This is a genomic window from uncultured Veillonella sp. (genome assembly GCF_934230905.1).
Lineage (GTDB): Bacteria > Bacillota > Negativicutes > Veillonellales > Veillonellaceae > Veillonella.
This window is the reverse complement of sequence record NZ_CAKQFJ010000004.1, coordinates 69,646-91,453: the sequence shown is the minus strand read 5'-3', so window position 1 is coordinate 91,453 and position 21,808 is coordinate 69,646. Positions and strand designations below refer to the sequence as shown.

Annotated in this window: 21 protein-coding genes and 1 pseudogene; 15 read left to right on the top strand and 7 right to left on the bottom strand. The window is 37.4% G+C overall.

The window, feature by feature from the left end:
• The first annotated feature begins 6 nt into the window (after window positions 1-6).
• From Q0E20_RS01890 to Q0E20_RS01880, 3 genes and pseudogenes are all read left to right on the top strand, one after another.
• Window positions 7-1,338: a hypothetical protein gene (locus Q0E20_RS01890; protein ID WP_295995452.1), complete on the top strand. Its 1,332-nt coding sequence runs from the start codon at window positions 7-9 to the stop codon at window positions 1,336-1,338.
• A gap of 171 nt (window positions 1,339-1,509) precedes the next feature.
• Window positions 1,510-2,424: a haloacid dehalogenase-like hydrolase gene (locus tag Q0E20_RS01885; protein WP_295995448.1), complete on the top strand. Its 915-nt coding sequence runs from the start codon at window positions 1,510-1,512 to the stop codon at window positions 2,422-2,424.
• Between the two features lie 96 nt (window positions 2,425-2,520).
• Window positions 2,521-3,009 (top strand): annotated as a pseudogene (locus Q0E20_RS01880) (hypothetical protein).
• Between the two features lie 515 nt (window positions 3,010-3,524).
• Here Q0E20_RS01880 and Q0E20_RS09425 read toward each other — a convergent pair.
• Window positions 3,525-3,575 (bottom strand): hypothetical protein, encoded by a 51-nt coding sequence (locus Q0E20_RS09425; RefSeq protein WP_353511575.1) that lies wholly within the window; start codon window positions 3,573-3,575, stop codon window positions 3,525-3,527.
• A 245-nt stretch (window positions 3,576-3,820) separates the two neighbouring features.
• Between Q0E20_RS09425 and Q0E20_RS01875 the strand changes: the two genes are divergently transcribed.
• From Q0E20_RS01875 to Q0E20_RS01865, 3 genes are all read left to right on the top strand, one after another.
• Window positions 3,821-4,135 (top strand): hypothetical protein, encoded by a 315-nt coding sequence (locus tag Q0E20_RS01875; RefSeq protein ID WP_295995445.1) that lies wholly within the window; start codon window positions 3,821-3,823, stop codon window positions 4,133-4,135.
• Window positions 4,136-4,152: 17 nt separating this feature from the next.
• Window positions 4,153-4,755 carry a hypothetical protein gene (locus Q0E20_RS01870; protein ID WP_295995443.1) on the top strand — a complete coding sequence of 201 codons (603 nt, stop codon included), beginning with the start codon at window positions 4,153-4,155 and terminating at the stop codon, window positions 4,753-4,755.
• A 206-nt stretch (window positions 4,756-4,961) separates the two neighbouring features.
• Window positions 4,962-5,960, top strand: a complete 999-nt coding sequence (locus tag Q0E20_RS01865; protein ID WP_295995440.1) for an AEC family transporter — start codon at window positions 4,962-4,964, stop codon at window positions 5,958-5,960.
• 58 nt (window positions 5,961-6,018) lie between these two features.
• Here the strand turns inward: Q0E20_RS01865 and Q0E20_RS01860 are convergent, their stop codons facing one another.
• On the bottom strand, window positions 6,019-6,678 hold the full coding sequence (locus Q0E20_RS01860) for an HAD family hydrolase (protein WP_295995437.1): 660 nt from the start codon (window positions 6,676-6,678) through the stop codon (window positions 6,019-6,021).
• A 112-nt stretch (window positions 6,679-6,790) separates the two neighbouring features.
• Here Q0E20_RS01860 and Q0E20_RS01855 point away from each other — a divergent pair, with 112 nt between their 5' ends.
• Window positions 6,791-7,624 (top strand): hypothetical protein, encoded by an 834-nt coding sequence (locus tag Q0E20_RS01855; RefSeq protein WP_295995434.1) that lies wholly within the window; start codon window positions 6,791-6,793, stop codon window positions 7,622-7,624.
• A gap of 58 nt (window positions 7,625-7,682) precedes the next feature.
• Here Q0E20_RS01855 and Q0E20_RS01850 read toward each other — a convergent pair whose 3' ends face one another.
• A complete protein-coding gene (locus Q0E20_RS01850) occupies window positions 7,683-8,990 on the bottom strand; it encodes an APC family permease (RefSeq protein ID WP_295995433.1) in 1,308 nt (435 codons plus the stop codon).
• A complete protein-coding gene (locus Q0E20_RS01845) occupies window positions 8,990-9,724 on the bottom strand; it encodes a gamma-glutamyl-gamma-aminobutyrate hydrolase family protein (protein ID WP_295995430.1) in 735 nt (244 codons plus the stop codon). Before Q0E20_RS01845 ends, Q0E20_RS01850 begins: the two co-directional genes overlap by 1 nt.
• A gap of 220 nt (window positions 9,725-9,944) precedes the next feature.
• On the opposite strand from Q0E20_RS01845, the gene Q0E20_RS01840 reads away from it, so the two are divergent.
• Window positions 9,945-11,309 carry a hypothetical protein gene (locus Q0E20_RS01840; protein WP_295995427.1) on the top strand — a complete coding sequence of 455 codons (1,365 nt, stop codon included), beginning with the start codon at window positions 9,945-9,947 and terminating at the stop codon, window positions 11,307-11,309.
• A 111-nt stretch (window positions 11,310-11,420) separates the two neighbouring features.
• On the opposite strand, the gene Q0E20_RS01835 is transcribed toward Q0E20_RS01840, so the two are convergent.
• From Q0E20_RS01835 to Q0E20_RS01825, 3 genes are all read right to left on the bottom strand, one after another.
• Window positions 11,421-12,977 (bottom strand): polysaccharide biosynthesis protein, encoded by a 1,557-nt coding sequence (locus Q0E20_RS01835; protein ID WP_295991634.1) that lies wholly within the window; start codon window positions 12,975-12,977, stop codon window positions 11,421-11,423.
• A 3-nt stretch (window positions 12,978-12,980) separates the two neighbouring features.
• The gene (gene fba, locus Q0E20_RS01830; protein ID WP_005376256.1) at window positions 12,981-13,910 is read right to left on the bottom strand and encodes a class II fructose-1,6-bisphosphate aldolase; all 930 of its coding nucleotides are present in this window, start codon (window positions 13,908-13,910) and stop codon (window positions 12,981-12,983) included.
• 144 nt (window positions 13,911-14,054) lie between these two features.
• Window positions 14,055-14,975 (bottom strand): RluA family pseudouridine synthase, encoded by a 921-nt coding sequence (locus Q0E20_RS01825; protein WP_295995424.1) that lies wholly within the window; start codon window positions 14,973-14,975, stop codon window positions 14,055-14,057.
• 147 nt (window positions 14,976-15,122) lie between these two features.
• Here Q0E20_RS01825 and Q0E20_RS01820 point away from each other — a divergent pair, with 147 nt between their 5' ends.
• The 7 genes from Q0E20_RS01820 to Q0E20_RS01790 all read left to right on the top strand — a co-directional run bounded on the left by Q0E20_RS01820 (window position 15,123) and on the right by Q0E20_RS01790 (window position 21,787).
• Complete coding sequence (locus Q0E20_RS01820) at window positions 15,123-16,733, top strand: WG repeat-containing protein (protein ID WP_295995422.1); 1,611 nt, start codon at window positions 15,123-15,125, stop codon at window positions 16,731-16,733.
• Window positions 16,734-17,027: 294 nt separating this feature from the next.
• Entirely contained in the window at window positions 17,028-17,522 is a 495-nt protein-coding gene (locus Q0E20_RS01815) for a YajQ family cyclic di-GMP-binding protein (RefSeq protein ID WP_295995419.1), read from the top strand.
• 71 nt (window positions 17,523-17,593) lie between these two features.
• Complete coding sequence (gene cbiD / locus Q0E20_RS01810) at window positions 17,594-18,712, top strand: cobalt-precorrin-5B (C(1))-methyltransferase CbiD (protein WP_295995417.1); 1,119 nt, start codon at window positions 17,594-17,596, stop codon at window positions 18,710-18,712.
• On the top strand, window positions 18,688-19,314 hold the full coding sequence (cbiE, locus tag Q0E20_RS01805; protein WP_295995413.1) for a precorrin-6y C5,15-methyltransferase (decarboxylating) subunit CbiE: 627 nt from the start codon (window positions 18,688-18,690) through the stop codon (window positions 19,312-19,314). The genes cbiD and cbiE overlap by 25 nt, the downstream gene beginning before the upstream one ends.
• Window positions 19,311-19,898, top strand: a complete 588-nt coding sequence (gene cbiT, locus Q0E20_RS01800; protein WP_295995409.1) for a precorrin-6Y C5,15-methyltransferase (decarboxylating) subunit CbiT — start codon at window positions 19,311-19,313, stop codon at window positions 19,896-19,898. Before cbiE ends, cbiT begins: the two co-directional genes overlap by 4 nt.
• Before the next feature lies 1 nt (window position 19,899).
• Window positions 19,900-20,661, top strand: a complete 762-nt coding sequence (gene cobM / locus Q0E20_RS01795; protein WP_295995407.1) for a precorrin-4 C(11)-methyltransferase — start codon at window positions 19,900-19,902, stop codon at window positions 20,659-20,661.
• A 4-nt stretch (window positions 20,662-20,665) separates the two neighbouring features.
• The gene (locus tag Q0E20_RS01790) at window positions 20,666-21,787 is read left to right on the top strand and encodes a cobalt-precorrin 5A hydrolase (RefSeq protein ID WP_295995403.1); all 1,122 of its coding nucleotides are present in this window, start codon (window positions 20,666-20,668) and stop codon (window positions 21,785-21,787) included.
• Window positions 21,788-21,808 lie beyond the last annotated feature (21 nt).

The following is a 21,808-nucleotide window of genomic DNA, read 5'->3' as shown; positions in this document are numbered from 1 at the left end:
ATGCAAATGAGGAGATTGATTAATATATATAAACTTTTAAAAAATATTGATAACTTGGTGGATAAAATTAGTGGGTTTATAAAACGCTATTTTATCTGTCTATATTTATCTATATTCAATGTCAGTAAGATTCCTAAAGTGTACTTGCTTTGGGGGATAATCTTTTTAATAATTAATTTTATTGCATTAAATTTAATTTCTATGCATTTAGAGTTAGATTCTATTACAGGGGTTATATTGACAATAGCTAGTAAAGATATTTCTAATATATCGCCAGTTACAAAGATTTGGAGCATTAAATTTCTTAGTTTTTTATTGGGAAATTTTATTTTTTCTGTTTTATTCTCAATTCTTATATATAGACTATCTAAAATTAAAATTACTGTGAGTAGTGTATTAGGAGCTTCTGGATTTGCTGCTTTTTCAGGGTATATTTATTTTTTATTTAGTGGAATATTGTCAATTTTTCTGCTTACAAATGATAGTATTATTAGTAATTTAGAAGTTGTTAATCAATTACTGAATAATACATCTTCAGGGAGTATTGATGTTTATATAGCTAATGTATATTTATCGTATGTAAATATATATGAGGCAACTATTTTACATCAATATAATTTTATATTAGCGTGTAAATTTGGAATATTTTTATTTACTATAATCATTTGGTGGAAAATTATTTTCGGTATATTAAAATTAGATTTTACATGTCGTAATATTATATCTTTTGTTAGCTCGATTTTGATAATTGGAATTATTAATATAGTAATAATAGTGGGATCTAATTATGAAAATATAAAATTATTTTATAGTCAATCGACTATGTATTCAGAATTAGTTGATAAAGTAAAAACGATAGATTCTGATTCTAATAAAGACTATAATAAACTTAATATTTTAACTAATATTCTTGCTGAAGATTCACGGTTGAGTCATAAAACTAGATATAGTCTTTATGTGTATTCAATTTTGTATGAAGAGCTTTATATTAGTCAATTATCACAACTACAGAGTGATTCGAATACTAAAGAGATATTTACCGATGTAACTAATCTTGACACCTTAGATAAAGTATTATTGATTGAAGAGAATAACTATAATTTTTATAAGGCTAATGCAATGGATTTTAGTATACTTTTTGATGCTACGTCTGCTTTTGATGAGGATGTACTATCGTTTAATGATCATTTAAATTTATTGTCAGTCAAACTAACTAAAGCACATGAGATGCGTAAGCTAATAAATGATAATGAAGTTGATGAAAAATTATCTATTTTTACTAAAATTACGTATAATTTACAACATAATATACTTACTTTAGATTTATTAGCGATATAATTTGATTCATTAATTGATATTTCTCGGTGTTCATATATAAAGTGAATTTAAATGAATATAACTAGCTCTACATCAGTTATATAGGGGGATGTAATACTATTTTATTAAAGGAACATAAGAATTTAGTTTTTGAATGTTGTGTTTTGTGGTTTTATATAGGCGGGTATAAATATGTCAAACATAATTGCTGTAATATGGGATTGTGATAAAACTTTAATTAATGGGTATATGCAGGATCCGATTTTTAAAGAATATGGTATTGATGCTAAGGAATTTTGGGCGGAAAATAATCAAAAACAAGATGATTTATGTAAGAAATATCCTAATATACGCATTAATTCTGATACATATTATTTAAATTTATTTCTTCAATATATTCGTGAAGGGAAGTTTGATGGATTAAATAATAAAAAATTACATGAGTATGGTAATAAACAAGAGTTTTATAAAAATGTACCAGAATTCTTAGCATCATTAAATAATCTCTTTCAAGATAAAGCTGAATATAAGGATTATGATATTCAAGTTGAGAATTATATTGTAAGTACAGGCTTTGCAGAGTTAATTCGCGGATCAAGATTAAATGATGTTGCTAAATCAATATGGGGTTGTGAGCTTATTGAAACTAATATAAATAATGATCTTGTTCTTAGTGATGTAGTCTATACGATAGATAATACAACAAAAACGCGTGCAATTTTTGAAATTAATAAAGGAAGTTGGAACAAAGAACTCCATGTTGATGTAAATGCTAAAATATCATTTGATATGAGACGTGTACCTTTTGAAAATATGATATATATTGCTGATGGTCCTAGTGATATTCCCGCTTTTTCCTTAGTAAAGCAAAAAGGTGGAACTACTTTTGCTATTTATCCTAGAGAAGATGGTGATGCCTTAAAGCAAGTCGAACAAATGCGTATTGATGGTCGAGTTGATATGTATGCAGAGGCGGATTACTCTGAGGGCACAACTGCTAATTTATGGATAAAAAATAAAATTTTGGAGATTGCTGATCGTATTAGAGAAAAAGAACGTTCAAAATTTAGGAATTCGATATCCACAGTTCCAAGGCATTTGGTATAAGTATATATAATATTTGTAATAAGCAAACATTATTTGGGTACATATCAATCAATGTCGGACCTTTTTTCATACCAGTAGTTTTAAGGAGTAAATAGCATGCCTACATGTTCTGGTATACGACATAAGTTAGAAACAGAATATTTAGCACCTAGCTTGCAGGGCCATATTCAATATTTTGCTACCTCTTATAGTAAATCGCCTGATCATGAGGGGAGGGCGGCTATTAGATATAATGGTAAGGAAATTATAAAGGGTAATTATTGGAATTAATATGTGAAAGCTCATTTATTCCCAAAGGACGATACCTATGATAGGCGGATGCGTGAAGAGTTTCCGTTCATAGACAATATAGCATTGGAATTAGGCGTGTTTGATCAGCGGTGCTTTTATCAAGCCTTTGATGAATTTGACAATCAAAGTATTGATAAGAGCTTAATCAGTGATAATCTAATTGTACGTATTTTTGCAGTTTTAGATAGACGTATCGGAAAACGTAGACTTATTTCTATGAGAGACCTTATGGAGGAGCAACCGCCTGTATTACAAGAGGTTTATGCTATTCGTATGCACCATGAAGGCTTATAAATGAAAACACGGAAAGGATTTGTTTAATTCCCTTCCGTGCTTAGATATGATATAATTTATATCAAAGTGAGGCATAAATGGTTTGGACGCCAGACTTCGCTTCTAGAATTTAATGTTGAAGAAATGGTTTAACTTCACAGTCGGGCCTTTTTTCATACGTTAACTCACCGCCAATCCTCGAGTTGATTAGCAAAGATTGGACCCATTTAGGGACCTCACTTTAATAATATATCGATGTCAGTTGTAAAAGTAAATAGATTAGAGGTTCCTAATAGTCACTTAGGTGACCAATAGGAACCTTTTATATTATAAAGGGTTATAAATGAAAACACGGAAAGAAATTGTTTGATTCCTTTCCGTGCTTAGATATGATATAATTTATATCAAAGTGAGGCATAAATGGTTTGGACGCCAGACTTCGCTTCTAATAAATGAAATTGAAGAAACGGTCTGACTTCTCTGTCGGGCCTTTTTTCATGCCACGATTAGAAAGCTAGCTTTTACCTAGAGGTCAATCACTTTGCAGCCATGATAATGGTCGCTACAAGTATGCCAAAGGAAATCATTAACGATAATACTTTGTATGTACTCATATTGAACACCGCCAATCCTCGAGTTGATTAGCAAAGGCTGGACCCATTTAGAGGCCTCAAGTTCAATATAACGATGGCAAGTGTAAAAGTAAATAGATTAGAGGTTCCTAATAGTCACCTAGGTGACCAATAGGAACCTTTTTTACTTGACTTTTTTAATTTATATAATCCAATATGTTACAATTAATAATATAGCAGTCGTGTTGTAGGAGAGACCTATGTTCTATTTAGTTATTGCCGTCATCGTCATTGCACTTATTGCAAAATCTAGATTATCGAATGATCAAACAGATAGTGATGCAGATTTAGAAAAACAGAATCGCATATTAGAGGAAGTCAATCGCACATATGGAAATATTGAATCATATGAACCACAATTAGAACCTTCAGATATAGAGGGGATATATTTTAATGAATTCCGTGAATATGTAAATGCTGAAGGTCGTGTGTTGACTCCAGCAGAGATTGATGAAATTCGGTATAAAGATGATTATAGAGAGGATATTGAACAGGATTTTCCACATCATCGTTAATCATGGAGGACATAGAGATGAAACGAATAATATATGCTATCAGCTTTGGTGTATTGCTAGCAGTACCAGTGCTTTCACAAGCAATTGATACAACTACAACACCAATGATACATGTTACGAATGAGCATAATGGTCAACATGATGACTCGTTAGATACTTTTACAGAAACAAAATTCTTCGGACCGTATCAATTCCGCGTATTAAAGGATGCTATTGAGACGAAAGGCGAAACAAAGGATATTGATGGTAGGGTGTTTAGAACCTCTGATGGGGTATTTATGCATGTTAAGGCTAGATCTATTGATGATAGTAGTATGTCCTTAGATAATGAGATTAAAAATCTTGTTAAAGAGAGAATGATTCCTGAACCTACTGCTAAGATGGTATTGCCCATTAAGGATAGTGTAATAGAGGTTAATAATGATGGTGTGCGTAGTTTACTTGCTGAATTTATGTATGGCTGGCCTTTAAAGAATAGGACGGATATGGTACTAGTTACTGATTATGAAGGAACTAGATACTATTATAAATTGCAGTTCTATAGAGATAGACTGCCAAACGGTATACGTATTGAACAACTGCGACAAATGATTATGGATGCGCAATTTAGCTATAAATAAATTAAAGGTACATATGTAATGAAAAAAGGTCTATATATTACAACTTAGTAATATATAGACCTTTAACTTGTATTATTTAGTTTTTAATCAATTATAGGATGCTTTTACCCATATTTAACGTATAACCTTAGTAGATTTTGTTTCGGTTACGTAAATTGTTTGGTTTGATTTGTGATATACTACATATAGATTATGTAGGAGGTTATATGGTTTTTCTTACTTCATTACAAAGTATTATGCCTATCGTCTTGCTCATATCACTTGGGTATTTTCTTAAAGGGCGGAGCATGTTTAATGATACATTTAGCTCAAATTTATCACGGTTAATTATGTCCGTCATTTTGCCAATTGGCGTATTTATGTCTGTGTTACATAATGTGCAAACATCCGACTTATGGAACTTGAGGTATGGTTTACTCGTTGTGATGTTGACCTATGTGGTGTCGTACATCATAGCGTTTATAATGATGAAAATTGTACATGTCCCACGGGGACGCCGCGGTATTTTTATTAATATGGTGGTTAACGATAATTGTTTATTTATTGGACTACCTGTACAGATTGCCTTGTTTGGGCCCGATGCATTACCGTTTTTCTTGCTGTATTATATTGGTAATACTATATCTGTATGGATGTTTGGTGTATTCCTTATTGAGGGTGATCCATTACCTGCTAATGGGGCCAATCATAATGAAAGTTTCCGCTCGTTAGTGCGTAAGTTTTCTTGGAAAAAATTGTTGCCGCCTCCTTTACTAGGATTTTTCTTGGCACTAGTATTTTTGTATGCTCAGATTCCATTGCCTACGGTATTACATAATACGTTGAATTATATTGGTAATATGGTAACACCATTATCTTTGATTTATATTGGTATTGTGCTACATGATGCAGGATTAAAAAGTATGCGGTTGAACAAAGATTCTATTGGTGGCATTATAGGACGTTTTGTGGTAGCACCATTTATTATGTTTTGTGTCATCTATGCTACAAAATACTTCATGGGCATTACATTAGATCCCGTGGCTGTCGTGACATTTATCGTCCAGTCGGCAGGACCTGTTATTGCTGTATTGCCAATTGTAACTAACGAAGCTGGTTCTGATTTGCCATTTGCAACGGGACTCGTAATGATTAGTTCTATACTATTTGTATTTGTGATACCTGTTATTATGGAAGTATTAACACTTGTTGGTATTGGCATGTAACATGATATATTATAAAATGACTAGCCACAACATGCATGTATGTTGTGGCTAGTCGTTTTTATGCGTTGAGTTTTTCAATAATAGTTACAATATCTTCTGCTTTGCGGGCAATATGTGTAACACCTAACTCTTTATGTAATTGTTCATCTCTAAAGCCCCATGTAACGCCAATGCATAGTAGGCCTGAGTTCTTTGCAGTAGCTACATCTACTTCAGAATCACCGATGTAGATAGATTCACCTTGTGTGGAACCTAATTCTTGTAAGGCTTGTAATACCATGTCTGGTGCTGGTTTACGTTGTAATCCAGGCCTTTCACCAATAGCTACTGGCAAACGGTCGCCAAAGTATTCCTTATTTAATGGGGTAATACCTTCTTGGATTTTATTAGAAACAATGGCGAGCTTATATCCTTTGGCACGTAATGTATCTAATACATCAAGTATGCCAGGGTATGGTGCTGTATAATCTTGTAGATGTTTTTCATAGTATGCTTTGAATTCATCAAGATAGTTTGTAAATTCATCATCTGAAATAGATGTAGGTAATGATTGACGCATCAAATGAGCCACGCCGTTGCCAAGGACTGCTTTCACCTCGGGAATAGACCGTTCGGGTAAATGATGTGCGTGTAATACATAATTTACTGCATTGCGTAAATCGGTTAATGTGTCGAGCAATGTGCCGTCACAATCAAATACGATAGTTGTATATTTCATGGGGACCTCCAAAATCTATATAATCTTCTTCCATTATATGACATGAACCGAGAATTTTAAATTAGTCTATGATACAATTAGTATACTAGTTGAAAATATTTGGAGGATTAGTATGACTGAAATACAATCTTTATTATTGATGAAAGCCACGTTAGAATCCGCAAATCTTCATGGTGTTGAAGCTATGCTCGACGATGATTGCGAATATGTTTCTACGGGCCGAGGCATTATTGCTCGTAATAAACGTGAAAGCTTAGAATTCTTGACGGCCATGGTTGATTCTATCCAATCTGACCATGTACCGGTTATTTGTCGTGTTATGCATATTACAGAGGTATACGAAGAAGGCGCTTTATTTCATGAGGGTCGTCATGGTTTGACCGTAGCCTATGAAGAGGGCAATCAATATGCGTATATGTTGTTTGTTGATATCAATGAGGATGGCCGTATTGACCGCATCGTTTCTAGCCAAGAAAATTATGAGTTTGAATACGACGAGCTTCGTTTAACCTTAGATGAAACGCCATATCGTTTCCCAATTGTACCACATACTGTGAAAGATTGGATTGTGGCCCTTAGCATATGGCTTGAAACAGATAATTTTGATATCGATGATTTCTACCAATTCATTGATCAAGATACAAAGGTAGTGTTCCAAAAAGGCGATGCAGAATCCATTACATTAGAAAACGGTCTCGATGTAGAGGATTATTTTGATCAACTTATGAATCAGCATTTTGCTGCTGTACCACATATTATTCGTGATGAGGACGATAATCTTATCTTGGTGTATGGACCGATGAGTCTTATTGTGAGTCTTAACGAACAAGGGGCCTTGGCCGTAATCAGTATATACATCGATACGCGCGACGAAGAAGAATTCAATGATGAATATGGTTATATCGAAGAAGATTTAACAGAGACTATAGAAGAAGACATATTATAATAGTAAAAGAGGCAGGAATTCATTCCTGCCTCTTTTGTGTGTTGGTATATATAGCTATTTACATATCTTCTTTTTCTTTAATTAAGCCTGCTTTTTTCTTGCGCCAGTACCAAACGTAGAGTGGAAGGATGACGATACATCCACCAAGGCCCCATAGCAATTGATTTGTTTGCGCTTGCCATAGCATCCAAAGAGAGGTAGCAATAGCAATAATTGGTATTGTGTATCCGCCTGGAATTGTATAGGACCGTTCTTTATCGGCCCATTTACGACGGAAAATAATGACAGATAAACAAGTTGGTAAATATTGTGTAAAGCGAGATACTGCACTAATAGCTGCCAGTGTAGTAAAAGAACCGGACCATGCCAGTAATACGCTCGCAATAGCTGTTACGATAGCCGCCACATATGGTGCATTGTAACGATTACGTTTAGCTAATGCACTTGGTAGCATCCCATCTTCTGCCATGGACGTAGCAATACGTGGGGCATAGTAGGCTTCCGCAAAGTTGATACCGCCCATAGAAATTAATGTGCCTGCTAATACAATGTACATGCCAATAGGTCCTACAATGACATTGAAAGCATCTTGTACGGGAGCTTTGGTATTTGCTAGATCAGGCCCTAGAACCCCAATAGAAACAGCCAATATTGCCATATATAAAACGGATACAATAAGCATGCACATAATAATGGCACGAGGTAAATTCTTTTTAGGATTCTTCATATCCTCTGCAGCAATAGCGATAACTTCGAATCCTGTATACGCAAAGAATAAGAGAACGGCAGCTTGGGCAAACGATCCGTCTATATAAGTATCTTGTGGAAATATAGGTGTAAAGTTAGCACCGTTAATGAAGAATATACCTATGGCAATAAATAAGGCTAAAGGAACTAGTTTGGAAATGGTAATTAAGTTATTAACAACTTTAGAGACATTAACACCAAATATATTTACGATTGTTAAGCCTACGATTAATATAAAGGAAATGACGTCTTTTGCAAAATCGCTGCTTAAGGATGGCACGGCAGCACCTAGTGCTGTAGCAAAGCCGACGGCCATAGCAGCCCAGGCAATAACGGTTACAATCCATTTAAGAACACCAACCTCAAAGCCCCAAAAATCGCCTAGTGCGTGTTTAGCATATAAATAAGGGCCTCCATTACGTGTGAATAGACTAGCTGCTTCTGCAAAGCATAAGGCAATACAACCTGCAATGAGAGCATCAAATAGAAGAACACCTAAACTAGCGGAACCAATAATAGCATAGGCCTTGTTAGGTAATAAGAAAATACCAGTGCCTACGATGCCATTGATCCCAAGGAGTACAATACTCCAAAATCCAAATTTACTTTTTTTATCCATTAGTGAACCTCCTTAGTAGCATCTACAAAGGATTTAAATAAAGTTTTCGCATGTACGTCTTTAACATGCATCATTTCTGGATGAAATTGAGTCGCTACGAACCAAGGGCGACTTGTATCTTCTAATGCCTCTACCGTTCCGTCCTTAGCACGACCGGTAACAACTAGACTTTCACCAATATTACGACACGTTTGATGATGGTGGGAATTTGTAATCCATGTTGTAGTGCCGATAATTGTGGCTAGTTTTGAATTTGGAGTAATTTCTACCGTATGTGTAGGCAATGCAGGCGTTTGATTTTGACTATGCTTGATTGTACAATTTTCATCATATGGTAAATCTTGATATAAAGAGCCTCCACGATAGACATTTACGATTTGACAACCGCGACAGATAGCAAATACAGGAATGTTTCGTTTTTCTGCTGCAGCTAGCAATGAGAAATCAAATTGATCACGCTCCGGGAATACATCGCCGATACCTCGTAATGGTTCCTCGCCATAATTGAGCGGATATACATCATGACCGCCTGTAAGGAGTAGACCATCAATGATATCGACAGTTTGCTTTGCTTGCTCTAAATTTTCTGTAAAAGGAATAATAATAGGGATGCCGCCTGCCTCCTCGATGGAACGGACGTAATCTTGATTTACATAAGAACGGATTAAATCGACGTAAGCGCCACTGTTATCGCGTAGCGTATTGCCGGAGATTCCGATTAATGGTTTTTTCATACTATCACCTCAATGTGTAAAATACTGTACATCAAGAACAGTATAATTATAATTCATTTCCTTAAAATATACTATGACATATTATACAAGTAGGAATTACATTTGTGTAAATGAGGTGTTAACTAAAAAATCTAAAATAAATTTATAGAAATTTGATAAAAAATTAACATTTAGGTATAATGTGTTTTAGATTGTATAGTATAAATTGAGGAGAGATTTTATGAATTGGAAACGTGTGATAGTATTAGGTCTATTAGGATTAACTGTTGGTATGGGTCAATCCTATGCAATCGATGTAAATATTCCTGGCGCCGATGCGTCCATATCTGCTGATGAATACCAAAATTATCGTAAGAATACGGTAGATTCAAGGCAAATGGACCAAAAAATTATAGAGAAGATTAAAAAAGAGGATGCTGACATTCCTAATTATGATATGTCTAGAGTACCGATGGATATATATCATACAACGGAATTAAATCATGGTATTAAATATTCTAGTACGGTGTTTATTTTAAAAGAAAACGGAGCGAATATAAAATTTACTATTCCCCAATCAAGCATTGTGGCTCAAGCTAATGGAAGTATGGGTAAGCATAAAGAATTAATCAGTGCAGGTGGAGTAATGACCTATAATGGGGAGTGGTATTATGAGTTAAGACCACAGCCTAAGAGTGATAATTGGGAAGATACGAACATTCCATATAGTAAGCTGAATTCTGATGCTATGAAAGAAGTATTTTATAAAAGATATAATCCCATAGCAGGTAACAAAAAAATTAGTGAAAAGGTGTTAGGTGCTAATACTTTTACATATCCAACCATTGAAAAGGCTACATGGGATTCAATCGTATATAAGAATGATTTGGTAGAAGGAACAATCAATTTTACTATGCCAAAACAACCGACGATTTCCTATCATATTGGGTATATGCTTCCTAAAGGGGTAGTTAAAAAGATAAGTTCTAAAGGTGATGATGCTTTAGTCAAAGCAACTATGAATGGTTTGGCGAACATCGTATTGCCATCGGTAAAACCTGCTAGTAATATATTAGAATATACCTCTGAAGTACATAGAGGACCTTTTGCCTTTAGGATTTTGAAAAATAGTAAATCTTTAGGTACAAAAGTTACTAAAAATGGTAGCCAAGTCGAGTATTTTAAGTCTGGTAAAATTAAAGAGTCTATTTCTGTTAGACCTCTTTTTAAACGAGACGATCCAAAGAAACAGAATATAATGAACCATTCTTTAATTGGATTTATTGGTGCAGATCGATTAAATGAAGGTAAGTCTATTCAATTTGCTACCGTATGGAATGATGCTTTACCAGGTGCTTATTATGAAGTTAAGGGCGAAAAGGATACTTTGTTTGTGATGACTGTATTTGATGATACACATCTTTATACTCATTATATGGTCAAACCTCATGATGTACATGTAAGCAATTTTAAATTACGTGATATCGTTCAATATGTAGATTATAAGCATAATAAAGAGGATTATGGTAGATTTAAATTGGGTTTAGGCATGCCAAAGTTCTTAATTGAACGAAATATATCGGAACAATTGAACAAGAAAAAATAAATTATTATATATTGTGATTTTATATGATTACATCAAGCGATGCATATATATTGCTTAGTAGAAAGAGGACCGGCTCAAACGAGTCGGTCCTCTTTCTATTCGTATATGTAATTATCTAAAGAATCTACCAATAAGTGGCATGCTAGCACCATCGTTTTTATTAAGTCCTTTTAAGAGAACCATGATGATGACGTAGAGTAATAAACCTTCGATACCTGTGAGTATGAAGTTAGCCCACATTGGTAAAATATCTATTAAGTAGTGGTAGCTCAAGAAGATGAGTACCCCCATGACACCGGCACTGACCACGTTTTTCCATAGAAGGGATATATCGAGGAAGTAGCCTGTGTATTTTTTGATGTAAATCAAATTGAGTAAAGCCGCAAAGCCAATATCGGCAACAGTTGCCCAAGCGGCACCGCCGATGCCAAGCCAAGGAATAGCTGTTAATGTCCAGTTAAGGATGACCTTAATGACTAAAGAAATCCCCATATTGATAACAGGAATACGTGGCTTGTTAAGGCCTTGTAGAATCCCTGTTGTAACTTGGTGTACACCGAGGAAGAATATAGAGAATGCTGTGATTTGTGTTGCCAGTTCTGCCTTAGGTGCATTGTAAATCAATGTAACAGTTGGTGCCGCAAGTACATATAATAGCACCGTAAATGGTACGGTTGCCATAAATGTTAAGCGCATAGAACCAGCAGTGCGTTCGTAAATGCCGTCATGATCTCGTTTAGCAAAAGCATGAGAGATGGCTGGTACGATGCTCGTAGCAAGGGCAGCCGTAATGATGGTAGCCAAGTTAATGAGCGGAACCGCCATACCGGTAAGGTAACCGAACAACTCTGTTACTTCATTCATCGGAAAACCGGCGTCTAATAGGCGACGCGGTACGATAAGCAAATCAAGGTTGGCCGTCAACGGTAACATGATACTGGCCAATGAAATCGGAATCGATAACGATAAGAGACGCGACAAAATTTCTTTAGCTGATTCGCGTGGACCATCGTAGATTTCACCAGTGCTACTAGCTTTAGGCAATTTGTAGTAATAGTATAACAGTACAAGAAAGGCCCCAAAGGCACCGACACCAGCGCCTAAGCTAGCCCCGCCTGCTGCAGCTGGCAAGCCATATGGCAATAAGATGGCCGCTGCACCAAGCATGACGATAACACGCAATAATTGTTCTACGATTTGACTGACTGCTGTTGGAGTCATCATTTCATAACCTTGGATATAGCCTCGGAAGCAGGATATCCAAGTGACAAAGAATACTGCCGGAGCAAGTGCGATGATAGAGTAGTAGGCACGACTTTCAGCAATGAGACCGCTTGAGATAAGCCAATCTGCGCCAAAGTACATGGCCAAGCTGGCGATAAAGCCTGTAATGGTCAGCATTGTGAAAGAAATATTGAATACTCGCTTAGCACCGCCAAAGTCGTGCAATGCTAATCGTTCTGCCGTCAAAATAGAGATGGCAATCGGCACACCTGCGCTCGAAATTTGTAATAGTAACAAATAGATAGGAAAGGCCATCTGGTAGATCCCGATGCCTTCACCGCCCAAGATACGGGAGAGAAGAATCCAGTTGATACTACCGATGGCTTTCACTACGAAACCGGCAATGGTTAATATTAAGGTTCCTTTTACAAATCCACTAGCCATAGATTATAGTTTGTGGGAAGAACCTAATACATCTTTAATTTTGTGAGCTACCATGCCTTTAATAGCATCACGTGCAGGTCCTAAATATTTACGAGGGTCAAATTCAGATGGATTTTGTGCCAAGTACTCACGTACAGATGCAGTCATCGCAAGGCGAAGGTCTGTATCGATGTTGATTTTGCAAACAGCCATTTGTGCTGCTTTGCGAAGCATTTCTTCAGGTACGCCTTGAGCGCCAGGGATGTTGCCACCAAATTCGTTACATTTGGCTACAAATTCAGGCAATACAGAGGACGCACCATGCAAAACGATAGGGAAGTTAGGCAATAATTTACCCACTTTTTCTAAGCGTTCAAAGTCGAGGTATGGTGTGCCTTTGAATTTGTAAGCACCGTGGCTTGTACCGATGGCAATAGCTAAAGAATCAACACCTGTTAATGCTACAAATTCAGCAGCTTGTTCAGGATCAGTGAAACGAGCATCAGCATCAGATACATTAACATCATCTTCAACGCCAGCTAAACGACCAAGTTCTGCTTCTACTACAACACCATGCGCATGAGCGTATTCAACAACTTGTTTTGTAATTTTTACGTTTTCTTCAAAATCATGGTGAGAAGCGTCAATCATAACAGATGTGAAACCGCCGTCTACGCAATCTTTACAGATTTCAAAGGAATCACCGTGGTCAAGGTGAAGAGCGATTGGTAAATTGCTATCTTCCAATGCTGCTTCTACTAGTTTTACAAGATAAATATGTTTAGCATATTTGCGAGCACCTGCAGATACTTGCAAAATAAGAGGGGATTGTTCCTCTTTTGCTGCATCGACGATACCTTGTACGATTTCCATATTGTTAACGTTAAAAGCACCTACTGCGTAGCCACCTTCATAAGCTTTTTTAAACATTTCTGTAGTCGTTACTAATGGCATGTTGTCCTCCTTGGCTTAGTAGCCGATTCTATATATATTGAAAGTATTGTCATCAACTTATGATGATACATATCTATTCATTGTTAGTATATCAAGAAACAATATAAAGTACCACAATTTTATATTGTTTTGTAGATTAATATGTTATAGATGTAGCAAACGTTTCATATCCTTAGGCAGAGGGGCTCGTAGTTCTATATATTCCTGTGTTATAGGATGGGTGAAAGCAAGGTATCCCGCATGTAATGCTTGCCGACGGATATAATCCAAATGACCGCCATATAAATCATCACCAGCTAAAGGAAAACCTAAATGGGATAGGTGTACACGAATTTGATGGGTTCGACCCGTATGGAGTACACATTGCATATACGTTAGAACCTGTTGCGTTCTCACATTAGTATCTATTTGTATTGGCTGGGAAACTATGTGGTGTGTCAATACCGTTACATCTGTACGAGCCGGTTTGCCGATTAATGTGCAACACCGTTCGATGATGCTACCCGGTTTACGTCCGATAGGATAATTAATGGTTAGCGATTGACTTGGCACAGTACCTTCAACGATGGCGTCATAAACCTTTTGAAATTTGGTACGTTGCTTATCAAAGGCGTGCTGTACCACCGATGTTTTAGCGATGATGACGAGCCCAGATGTGTCCTTATCGAGGCGATGGACGGGGTGAAAGTCATGAGCTTGCTTGGTGTCGTCATAATAATAGAGAACGCCATTTGCTAGTGTTCCATCTCGTATAGTTGAGGTTGGGTGCATAAGTACACCTGCTGGTTTATTAATGGCGAGGATATATTCATCTTCGTATATGATTTCAAGATCCATTTGCGTACGTGAAAACTCTTGCTCAGGTGCTAATCTTATAAGAAGATGATCTCCCCCATGAACAAGGGTATTCCATGTAGCAAGCTGTCCATTAATAGTTATGATGCCATCATTTTTTAATCGCCTGCGTAGGCGTTGAGAAATATGCTGTTGTTTTATAATATGATTCATAGATTGTGTATGTACATCAGTATGTACAATCAAATCGATTATTGTTGCTGTTTTCATAGGTTTTATTATAGCAAAAAAAATAATAGATGAAGAATGTTTCACAATTTATTGTATATATAAAGGGCTATATAGTATAATTTATATTAATAGTTGTTTATAAAATTTTTATATCTAGAGTCCTTTGAGTAATAAGAGGAGAGGCCCATGAAACTCAACAAGAAATCTTTATTAGTCGCATGTGTGTTGGCTACTATGTCTACAAGTGCTTTTGCAGCATCTACTACAACATCTACTAGTAGTACAATAGTGTCGAATCAAGATACACAGACATCTACTAGTACACGTGTTGCTCGTGAGCAACATAGTACTACTGTATCCACGTCTCCTACGATAACATCTGATAAAACATCAAACCGTTCTAGCAGTACTTCTGTAGGCGTTGGTATCGGTCGTTTAGATACATTTATGCCAATTGCTGGTGCAGTAAAGCAACCTCCTGAAGCGGTTAAAAAAGCGATTCGCGTTCTAAAAGATGATTCTCTTTTACAACAAGGTTACCTTGGACTTGTTAAAGAAAAAGGGAAATGGGGTATCGTTGGTCCTAATGGACAAGTGGTATTAGCGCCAACTTATAAAACACTAGATGCATCTTTCAAAAAAGATGGTACGTTCTATGCTGAAGAAGGCAAAAATAAAGTAGTTCATATTAAAGGTGATGGCACCGTATTACAATCTGGCAAAGAGGCACAAGATGCTCTATATGCGGATACTGATGAACGGTATACTACTATTAAAGATATGAATAATTTTGATCCTAAAGATATTCATCAATCTTATCCAAGTGATTCTTATGTGACTTTCAAAGAAAAAGGTAAGCTTGGCTTTAAAGATGGTGCTGGTAATGTAGTTATTCAACCACAATTTAAAGAGATTCCAAATGTAGAAACTAAATTTAGTGAAGACCGCGCTTTTGTAAAATCGGATGGTAAGGTCGTTGCTATTGATGGTCAAGGCAAGGTAGTATTTACTGCACCATCTAATGAAGTATATCCTTATAAAAATGGATTGGCCGAATATCGTCGTAAGGTAAGTCATTTTGGCTTAGGCGGTATCTTAGGACTCGTTGGTATGGGCTATTTGTATAATCACGGTGGCGTATATATCGATGGCCTTGGTGGACTTATTGATGATGGTATGAAACGCGGCTATATTGATCGTAATGGTACCATTGTGATTGATAGTAAAAATGACTATGTATATCCTATGGAAGAACATGGCACCTTGGTGCGCAATGAAGGTAAACTAGGTTTTATGAACCGTCAAGGTCAATATATTATTCAACCTGGTAACTATGAATCTGGTTCCATTGATATGAATAATGTTTTATTAACATTGAAAAACAAAGATACTAATAAATATGGTATTTTTGATATGGAAACCGGCAAACAAGAGGTACCATTTAAATATGATACAATTGATTTTGTTGGGGAACACCAAATGTCTGTTACTAATGATACTAATCGGTATGTAGTAGATATGGCGGATGGTCGCATCATTTATAAAGGCGATAAGGCATATACTGTAAAATCATTTGTTGGCGATCAATACACTTGGATTTATAACAAGGATGGTAATTATAAGATTCTATCTCTTGATGGTACAGTGACAGAAACTCCAGTTATGAAAGATATTTCTGGTACAGGTAGTTTCTCTCATGGCTATAGCTCTGTAAAAATTAAAGGTAAATGGGGGATTATCAACTCTAAAGGAGAGTTAGTAGTTCAACCTACTTACGACGAAATTACAATTTTATAATAGTAACTAAAAGGCTACATTCGTAAGAGTGTAGCCTTTGCTATTGATGAGTGTTTTTTATGTTACCAATCTATTGGGTTTGCAATCAATCTGTGGAGTCTACATTTTTTGTGATTAATAATAGTTATAATTAAAAAAATCGATTTACCTAGAAAATAAGCCTATTATAATGTATAATTATAGAGATATATTCCGATTTAGTGTACTTTTACATTAGTATTTGGAATATTAGGATGATGATGAAAATAATGCGTGAACCCCATGCCCAACGGGTTCAGGTGTAGGAGGTATAAAATGGCTAAAGATTGTTCCTTTGACGTTGTATCCGAAGTGGATATGCAAGAAGTGGATAATGCGGTAAACCAAGCAAAGAAAGAAATTGGTACACGCTATGATTTCCGTGGTTCTAAATCCGAAATCAGTCTTGAAGGTGATACGATTAAAATTATCGGTGATGACGAATATAAATTAAATGCTATTATCGATGTTTTAAAAGGTAAAATGGTTAAGCGTAATGTAGCAATTAAGAACCTTGATTATGGTAAGGTTGAGTCTGCTGCTGGTGCCACTGTACGCCAAGTGATTACTATTAAAAAAGGCATTACGAAAGAAAATGCTAAAGAAGTAGTAAAGGCAATCAAGAACATGAAGCTTAAGGTACAAGCGTCTATCCAAGAGGATCAAGTGCGTGTATCTGGCAAGGATAAAGATGATTTGCAAGCGGTTATTCAAATGTTAAAACAATTGGATGTACCTGTTGAATTGCAATTCGTTAATTTCCGTTCTTAATTTAATAAAGATAAAAGATAGGGTTAGGTTGATTGTATTGCATCGCTAACCCTATCCGTGTAGGAGGCCCTATGAGAGTAGAGGACATGAAGGGCGGATATACGACCGGTTCATGTGCTACGGCAGGCATGAAAGCTGGTTTGTTGGCCCTCTTAGATCATGATGTTGTGGACAAGGTCGTCATTGAGAACCCACAAGGTCAATTCATCGAGGTGCCTATTAAATCTGTGGAAATCATTTCTGATACAGAGGCCAAGGCGACTGTGATGAAAGATGGCGGTGACGATCCAGATGTGACCCATGGCAATGATGTGGAAACGACCATCACCCTTGATGATACAGCCAAGCTACGTTTTCGCGCTGGGTTTGGTGTCGGTACTGTTACGAAACCCGGTCTTGCCATGCCCCCTGGACAGCCTGCCATTAATCCGGGCCCTAGAGCGATGATGAAACTCGTATTTGAAGAGTTTTGTACGCATGGTCAAGGTGTGACGGTAACAGTAAGCGTTCCTAATGGTAAGGTGCTGGCTAAGAAGACGTTGAACCATACGCTGGGTATCGAAGGTGGTATATCTATTATCGGTACAACAGGTATCGTAAAACCAATGAGTGAAGAAGGGTTTAAAAATTCTTTGGTACCTCAGTTAAAGGTGATGAAAGCAAATGGCTGTGAAACAGCTGTTCTTGTTCCTGGTCGTATTGGTCAAGATTTAGCAGAACAAGTATTGGGTATTCATAAAAACCAAATGGCGGAAACGAGTAACTTTATCGGATTTATGCTTGAACAAGCCGTGCATATTGGCTTTAAACGAATCTTGATTATTGGTCATATCGGTAAGCTCATTAAGCTTGCTAGCGGAAGTTTCCATACCCACAATCGCATGAGCGATGGTCGCATGGAAAGTATTGTGGCCTATGCAGCCCTTGAAGGAGCATCCCAAGCAGTTTGTGAAGAATTATTTAATTGCCAAACTACAGAATCTACGTTCCCTATCTTAGAGCGAGAAGGTCTAACTGGTGTATATCAACGTGTAGTAGACCGCGCATCTATGCGTAGTGAACGATATATTGCTAATGAGGCTGAGGTTGGTATTATTATTACCACCTTAAAGGGTGAGATTTTGGCTATGGATACGCATGCAAAAGAGATAGGAGAGCTAGAACATTGGCACATACCTTGTATATCGTAGGAATTGGTCCGGGCAATCCTGATTATGTGGTGCCTAAAGGTCTTAATTTAATAAAACAGGCTACTGTTTTGGTAGGCAGCGAACGGTCGCTAGAGGACTTTCAAGAACCTGGCCAAATTACATATCCTGTAACGGGAAAGCTTAGCTTATTAGCTGAGCAAATTGAGCATGAGCTTAATAGACATGATGTTGTAGTTATGGTTAGTGGGGATACAGGTTACTATAGCTTGTTGCCATATTTAAAGAAGAAATTCCCTACTAACCCTATTGAGGTTGTACCAGGTATAAGTTCTATGACCTTTGCCTTTGCACGACTCAATGAGGTGTGGCATGATGCGGATTTAATGAGTTTTCATGGACGCCAACCAGCGCCTGAAAAACTCGTATATGAAGCGGGAAAAAAGATGGGATTCTTAACGGATCCTGAATATAATCCAGCGCATATTGCGCGTATTTTAATAGATGCAGGATGGCCAAAAGAAACGAGAGCGGCGGCCCTTGAGCGTTTGAGTTACGATGATGAAAAAATCGTAGACTCTACCTTAGAGGTGTTAACTGAGCTCGAAGGCTTTGGACATTCTGTCATGGTGGTACTAGGATGAGACATTTTTTCGGAATTCCTGATGAGGAATTTATACGCGGTGACGTGCCCATGACGAAATGCGAGATTCGCAAAGCCGTTATGAATGAGGCACGCATCGAAGAAGATAGCATCGTCCTTGATGTAGGTGCAGGTACGGGTTCGATTTCTATCGAAGCTGCATTGGCGGCTCCTAAAGGTCATGTATATGCTATCGAACGTTTTGATAAAGGCATTGAATTGATTCATGAAAATATGAAGAAATTTAACGTCAATAATATGACTGTCATTAAATCCAAGGCTCCGGAGGGTATGGAAGAGTTACCTGAGCTAGATGCGGTTATTATTGGCGGCAGTGCCGGTGGTATGACGGGGATTATGGATGAAGCACAACGCTTATTAAAAATAGGTGGGCGTCTTGTTGTTACAGCTGTAACGATGGAAACGGGATACACCATTTTAAAAGAGTTAAAAGGTCGTCCTTTCACATATGAAGGGTATCAAATGTCCATTAGCCGTTATCGTAAGGCTGGTCCGTATCATTTGTTAGACCCATTGAGTCCAATTTTTATTGTATCTGCAACGCGTATCGCAGAAGGAGAGTAATATGGTTGATGTACATATCATAGGCGCAGGTCCTGGGAATCCAGAGCTTATTACGCGCAAAGGGTATCGTTTAGTACAAGAGGCCGACGTTGTTATTTATGCCGGTTCTTTGGTAAACCCTGCTATTTTAGAGGCTTGTAAACCAGGTTGTGAAATTCATAATAGTGCTACTATGAACCTTGATGAGGTATTGGCTGTTATGAAAGCAGCCGTAGCAGAAGGCAAAAAGGTTGTCCGTTTGCACACGGGTGACCCAGCTATTTATGGTGCTATTCAAGAACAAATGGACGCTTTGGCTGGCATGGGGATTACCTATGACGTAGTACCAGGTGTAAGCTCTTTTCTAGCTACCGCTGCTGCATTGAAACAAGAGTATACATTGCCAAATGTATCTCAAACAGTCATTATTACACGTATGGAAGGCCGTACACCAATGCCTCCAAAGGAAAAATTACGCATGTTAGCGGCTCATGAAGCAACCATGTGTATCTTCCTTAGCGTTCAAATGTTAGATAAGGTAGTGGCTGAACTTATTGAAGGTGGTTATGATAAGACAACACCTGTGGCTATCGTAGTGAAAGCTTCTTGGCCCGACCAACGCATTATTCGTGGCACATTAGAAACGATTGCGGATATCGTGGCTGAGGAAGGCGTACTACGTCAAGCTATGATCGTTGTTAGTCATGTATTAGATAGCGAATACGAACTATCAAAGCTTTACGATAAGGGCTTTGCCCACATGTATCGTAGTGCTAAGGACTAGTGTGATGAAAGAACTAGAATCCGATGAGCCTATGATGACAGCAAATAAGAATAGAACCGCTATTCTTTCCGTTTCAGAACGCGGTGCAAGGCTAGGCCAACGCATTAAGTCTTTGGCGGCGCCCCATGCGGATTGTTATGAAAAGGAAAATCGCCCTTCAGGTGGAGAGGCTATCTATTTTGATTCTCTCAAACATCACATAGGGCAGATTTTTAAGGATTATGACCAAGTATTATGCATTATGGCACTCGGTATTGTAGTGCGTATGATTGCTCCGTATATTGAGCATAAATCCAAGGATCCTGCCGTTGTCGTAATGGATGAGGCAGGTCATCATGTCATCAGTTTATTATCCGGACATCTTGGGGGCGCTAACGAATGGACGCAGTCCATTTCGCTAGCCATCGATGCGGACCCAGTTATTACAACGGCTACGGATGTGAATGGATTGCCAGCGCCTGATGTGTTGGCGCGCCACGAGCATTTGTTGGTCGACGATTTTCACACATTAGTGGATGTGAATTCTGCCGTTGTGGCTGGTGAAAGCGTCAATTACTACATCGATGAAACCTTAGTCGATGCTAATCGATTACGCGATGCTGCTGCATTACATATCGGTACGCATGGCACTGTTCAGGTGGTAGATGTATTTACATTGCCTGAGACTGATGGTGTTCGTCGTGTAGTCATAACAGATAAGGTGATTACCGAGTATCCAGAGCAACTCATCTTACGTCCTCGTACATATACGATGGGCATTGGTTGTCGTCGAGATACGCCAAAGGAACTCATCCTCGATGCTATTACGCAATCATTACAGGCGCATAAGCTTTCACCAAAAAGCATTGTCACAGCTGCATCGGTTATCGTGAAACAAGATGAAGTCGGTCTATTAGAGGCCGTAAACGAATTAGGGTGGGATATCCATTTCTACACACAAGAAGAGATAGCACCCGTTATAGAAGAACAGGATTTAAAAGAATCCACATTTGTAAAAGGAACAATAGGAGTAGGAAACGTATGCGAGACAACAGCATTACTAGCGGCCAAGAGCCAAACATTAATACAGCACAAAACGGTGTATCCCAAAACAACGGTAGCCATTGCACAGGTAATATCAAAGTAATCGGCATTGGCCCTGGGGACG

What these genes read in the sequence shown, in the direction of transcription:
- Q0E20_RS01890 (WP_295995452.1), top strand. Translation starts at nt 7, where the DNA reads ATGAGGAGATTGATTAATATATATAAACTTTTAAAAAATATTGATAAC.
- Q0E20_RS01885 (WP_295995448.1), top strand. Translation starts at nt 1,510, where the DNA reads ATGTCAAACATAATTGCTGTAATATGGGATTGTGATAAAACTTTAATT.
- Q0E20_RS01875 (WP_295995445.1), top strand. Translation starts at nt 3,821, where the DNA reads ATGTTCTATTTAGTTATTGCCGTCATCGTCATTGCACTTATTGCAAAA.
- Q0E20_RS01870 (WP_295995443.1), top strand. Translation starts at nt 4,153, where the DNA reads ATGAAACGAATAATATATGCTATCAGCTTTGGTGTATTGCTAGCAGTA.
- Q0E20_RS01865 (WP_295995440.1), top strand. Translation starts at nt 4,962, where the DNA reads ATGGTTTTTCTTACTTCATTACAAAGTATTATGCCTATCGTCTTGCTC.
- Q0E20_RS01860 (WP_295995437.1), bottom strand. Translation starts at nt 6,678, where the DNA reads ATGAAATATACAACTATCGTATTTGATTGTGACGGCACATTGCTCGAC.
- Q0E20_RS01855 (WP_295995434.1), top strand. Translation starts at nt 6,791, where the DNA reads ATGACTGAAATACAATCTTTATTATTGATGAAAGCCACGTTAGAATCC.
- Q0E20_RS01850 (WP_295995433.1), bottom strand. Translation starts at nt 8,990, where the DNA reads ATGGATAAAAAAAGTAAATTTGGATTTTGGAGTATTGTACTCCTTGGG.
- Q0E20_RS01845 (WP_295995430.1), bottom strand. Translation starts at nt 9,724, where the DNA reads ATGAAAAAACCATTAATCGGAATCTCCGGCAATACGCTACGCGATAAC.
- Q0E20_RS01840 (WP_295995427.1), top strand. Translation starts at nt 9,945, where the DNA reads ATGAATTGGAAACGTGTGATAGTATTAGGTCTATTAGGATTAACTGTT.
- Q0E20_RS01835 (WP_295991634.1), bottom strand. Translation starts at nt 12,977, where the DNA reads ATGGCTAGTGGATTTGTAAAAGGAACCTTAATATTAACCATTGCCGGT.
- fba (WP_005376256.1), bottom strand. Translation starts at nt 13,910, where the DNA reads ATGCCATTAGTAACGACTACAGAAATGTTTAAAAAAGCTTATGAAGGT.
- Q0E20_RS01825 (WP_295995424.1), bottom strand. Translation starts at nt 14,975, where the DNA reads ATGAAAACAGCAACAATAATCGATTTGATTGTACATACTGATGTACAT.
- Q0E20_RS01820 (WP_295995422.1), top strand. Translation starts at nt 15,123, where the DNA reads ATGAAACTCAACAAGAAATCTTTATTAGTCGCATGTGTGTTGGCTACT.
- Q0E20_RS01815 (WP_295995419.1), top strand. Translation starts at nt 17,028, where the DNA reads ATGGCTAAAGATTGTTCCTTTGACGTTGTATCCGAAGTGGATATGCAA.
- cbiD (WP_295995417.1), top strand. Translation starts at nt 17,594, where the DNA reads ATGAGAGTAGAGGACATGAAGGGCGGATATACGACCGGTTCATGTGCT.
- cbiT (WP_295995409.1), top strand. Translation starts at nt 19,311, where the DNA reads ATGAGACATTTTTTCGGAATTCCTGATGAGGAATTTATACGCGGTGAC.
- cobM (WP_295995407.1), top strand. Translation starts at nt 19,900, where the DNA reads ATGGTTGATGTACATATCATAGGCGCAGGTCCTGGGAATCCAGAGCTT.
- Q0E20_RS01790 (WP_295995403.1), top strand. Translation starts at nt 20,666, where the DNA reads ATGAAAGAACTAGAATCCGATGAGCCTATGATGACAGCAAATAAGAAT.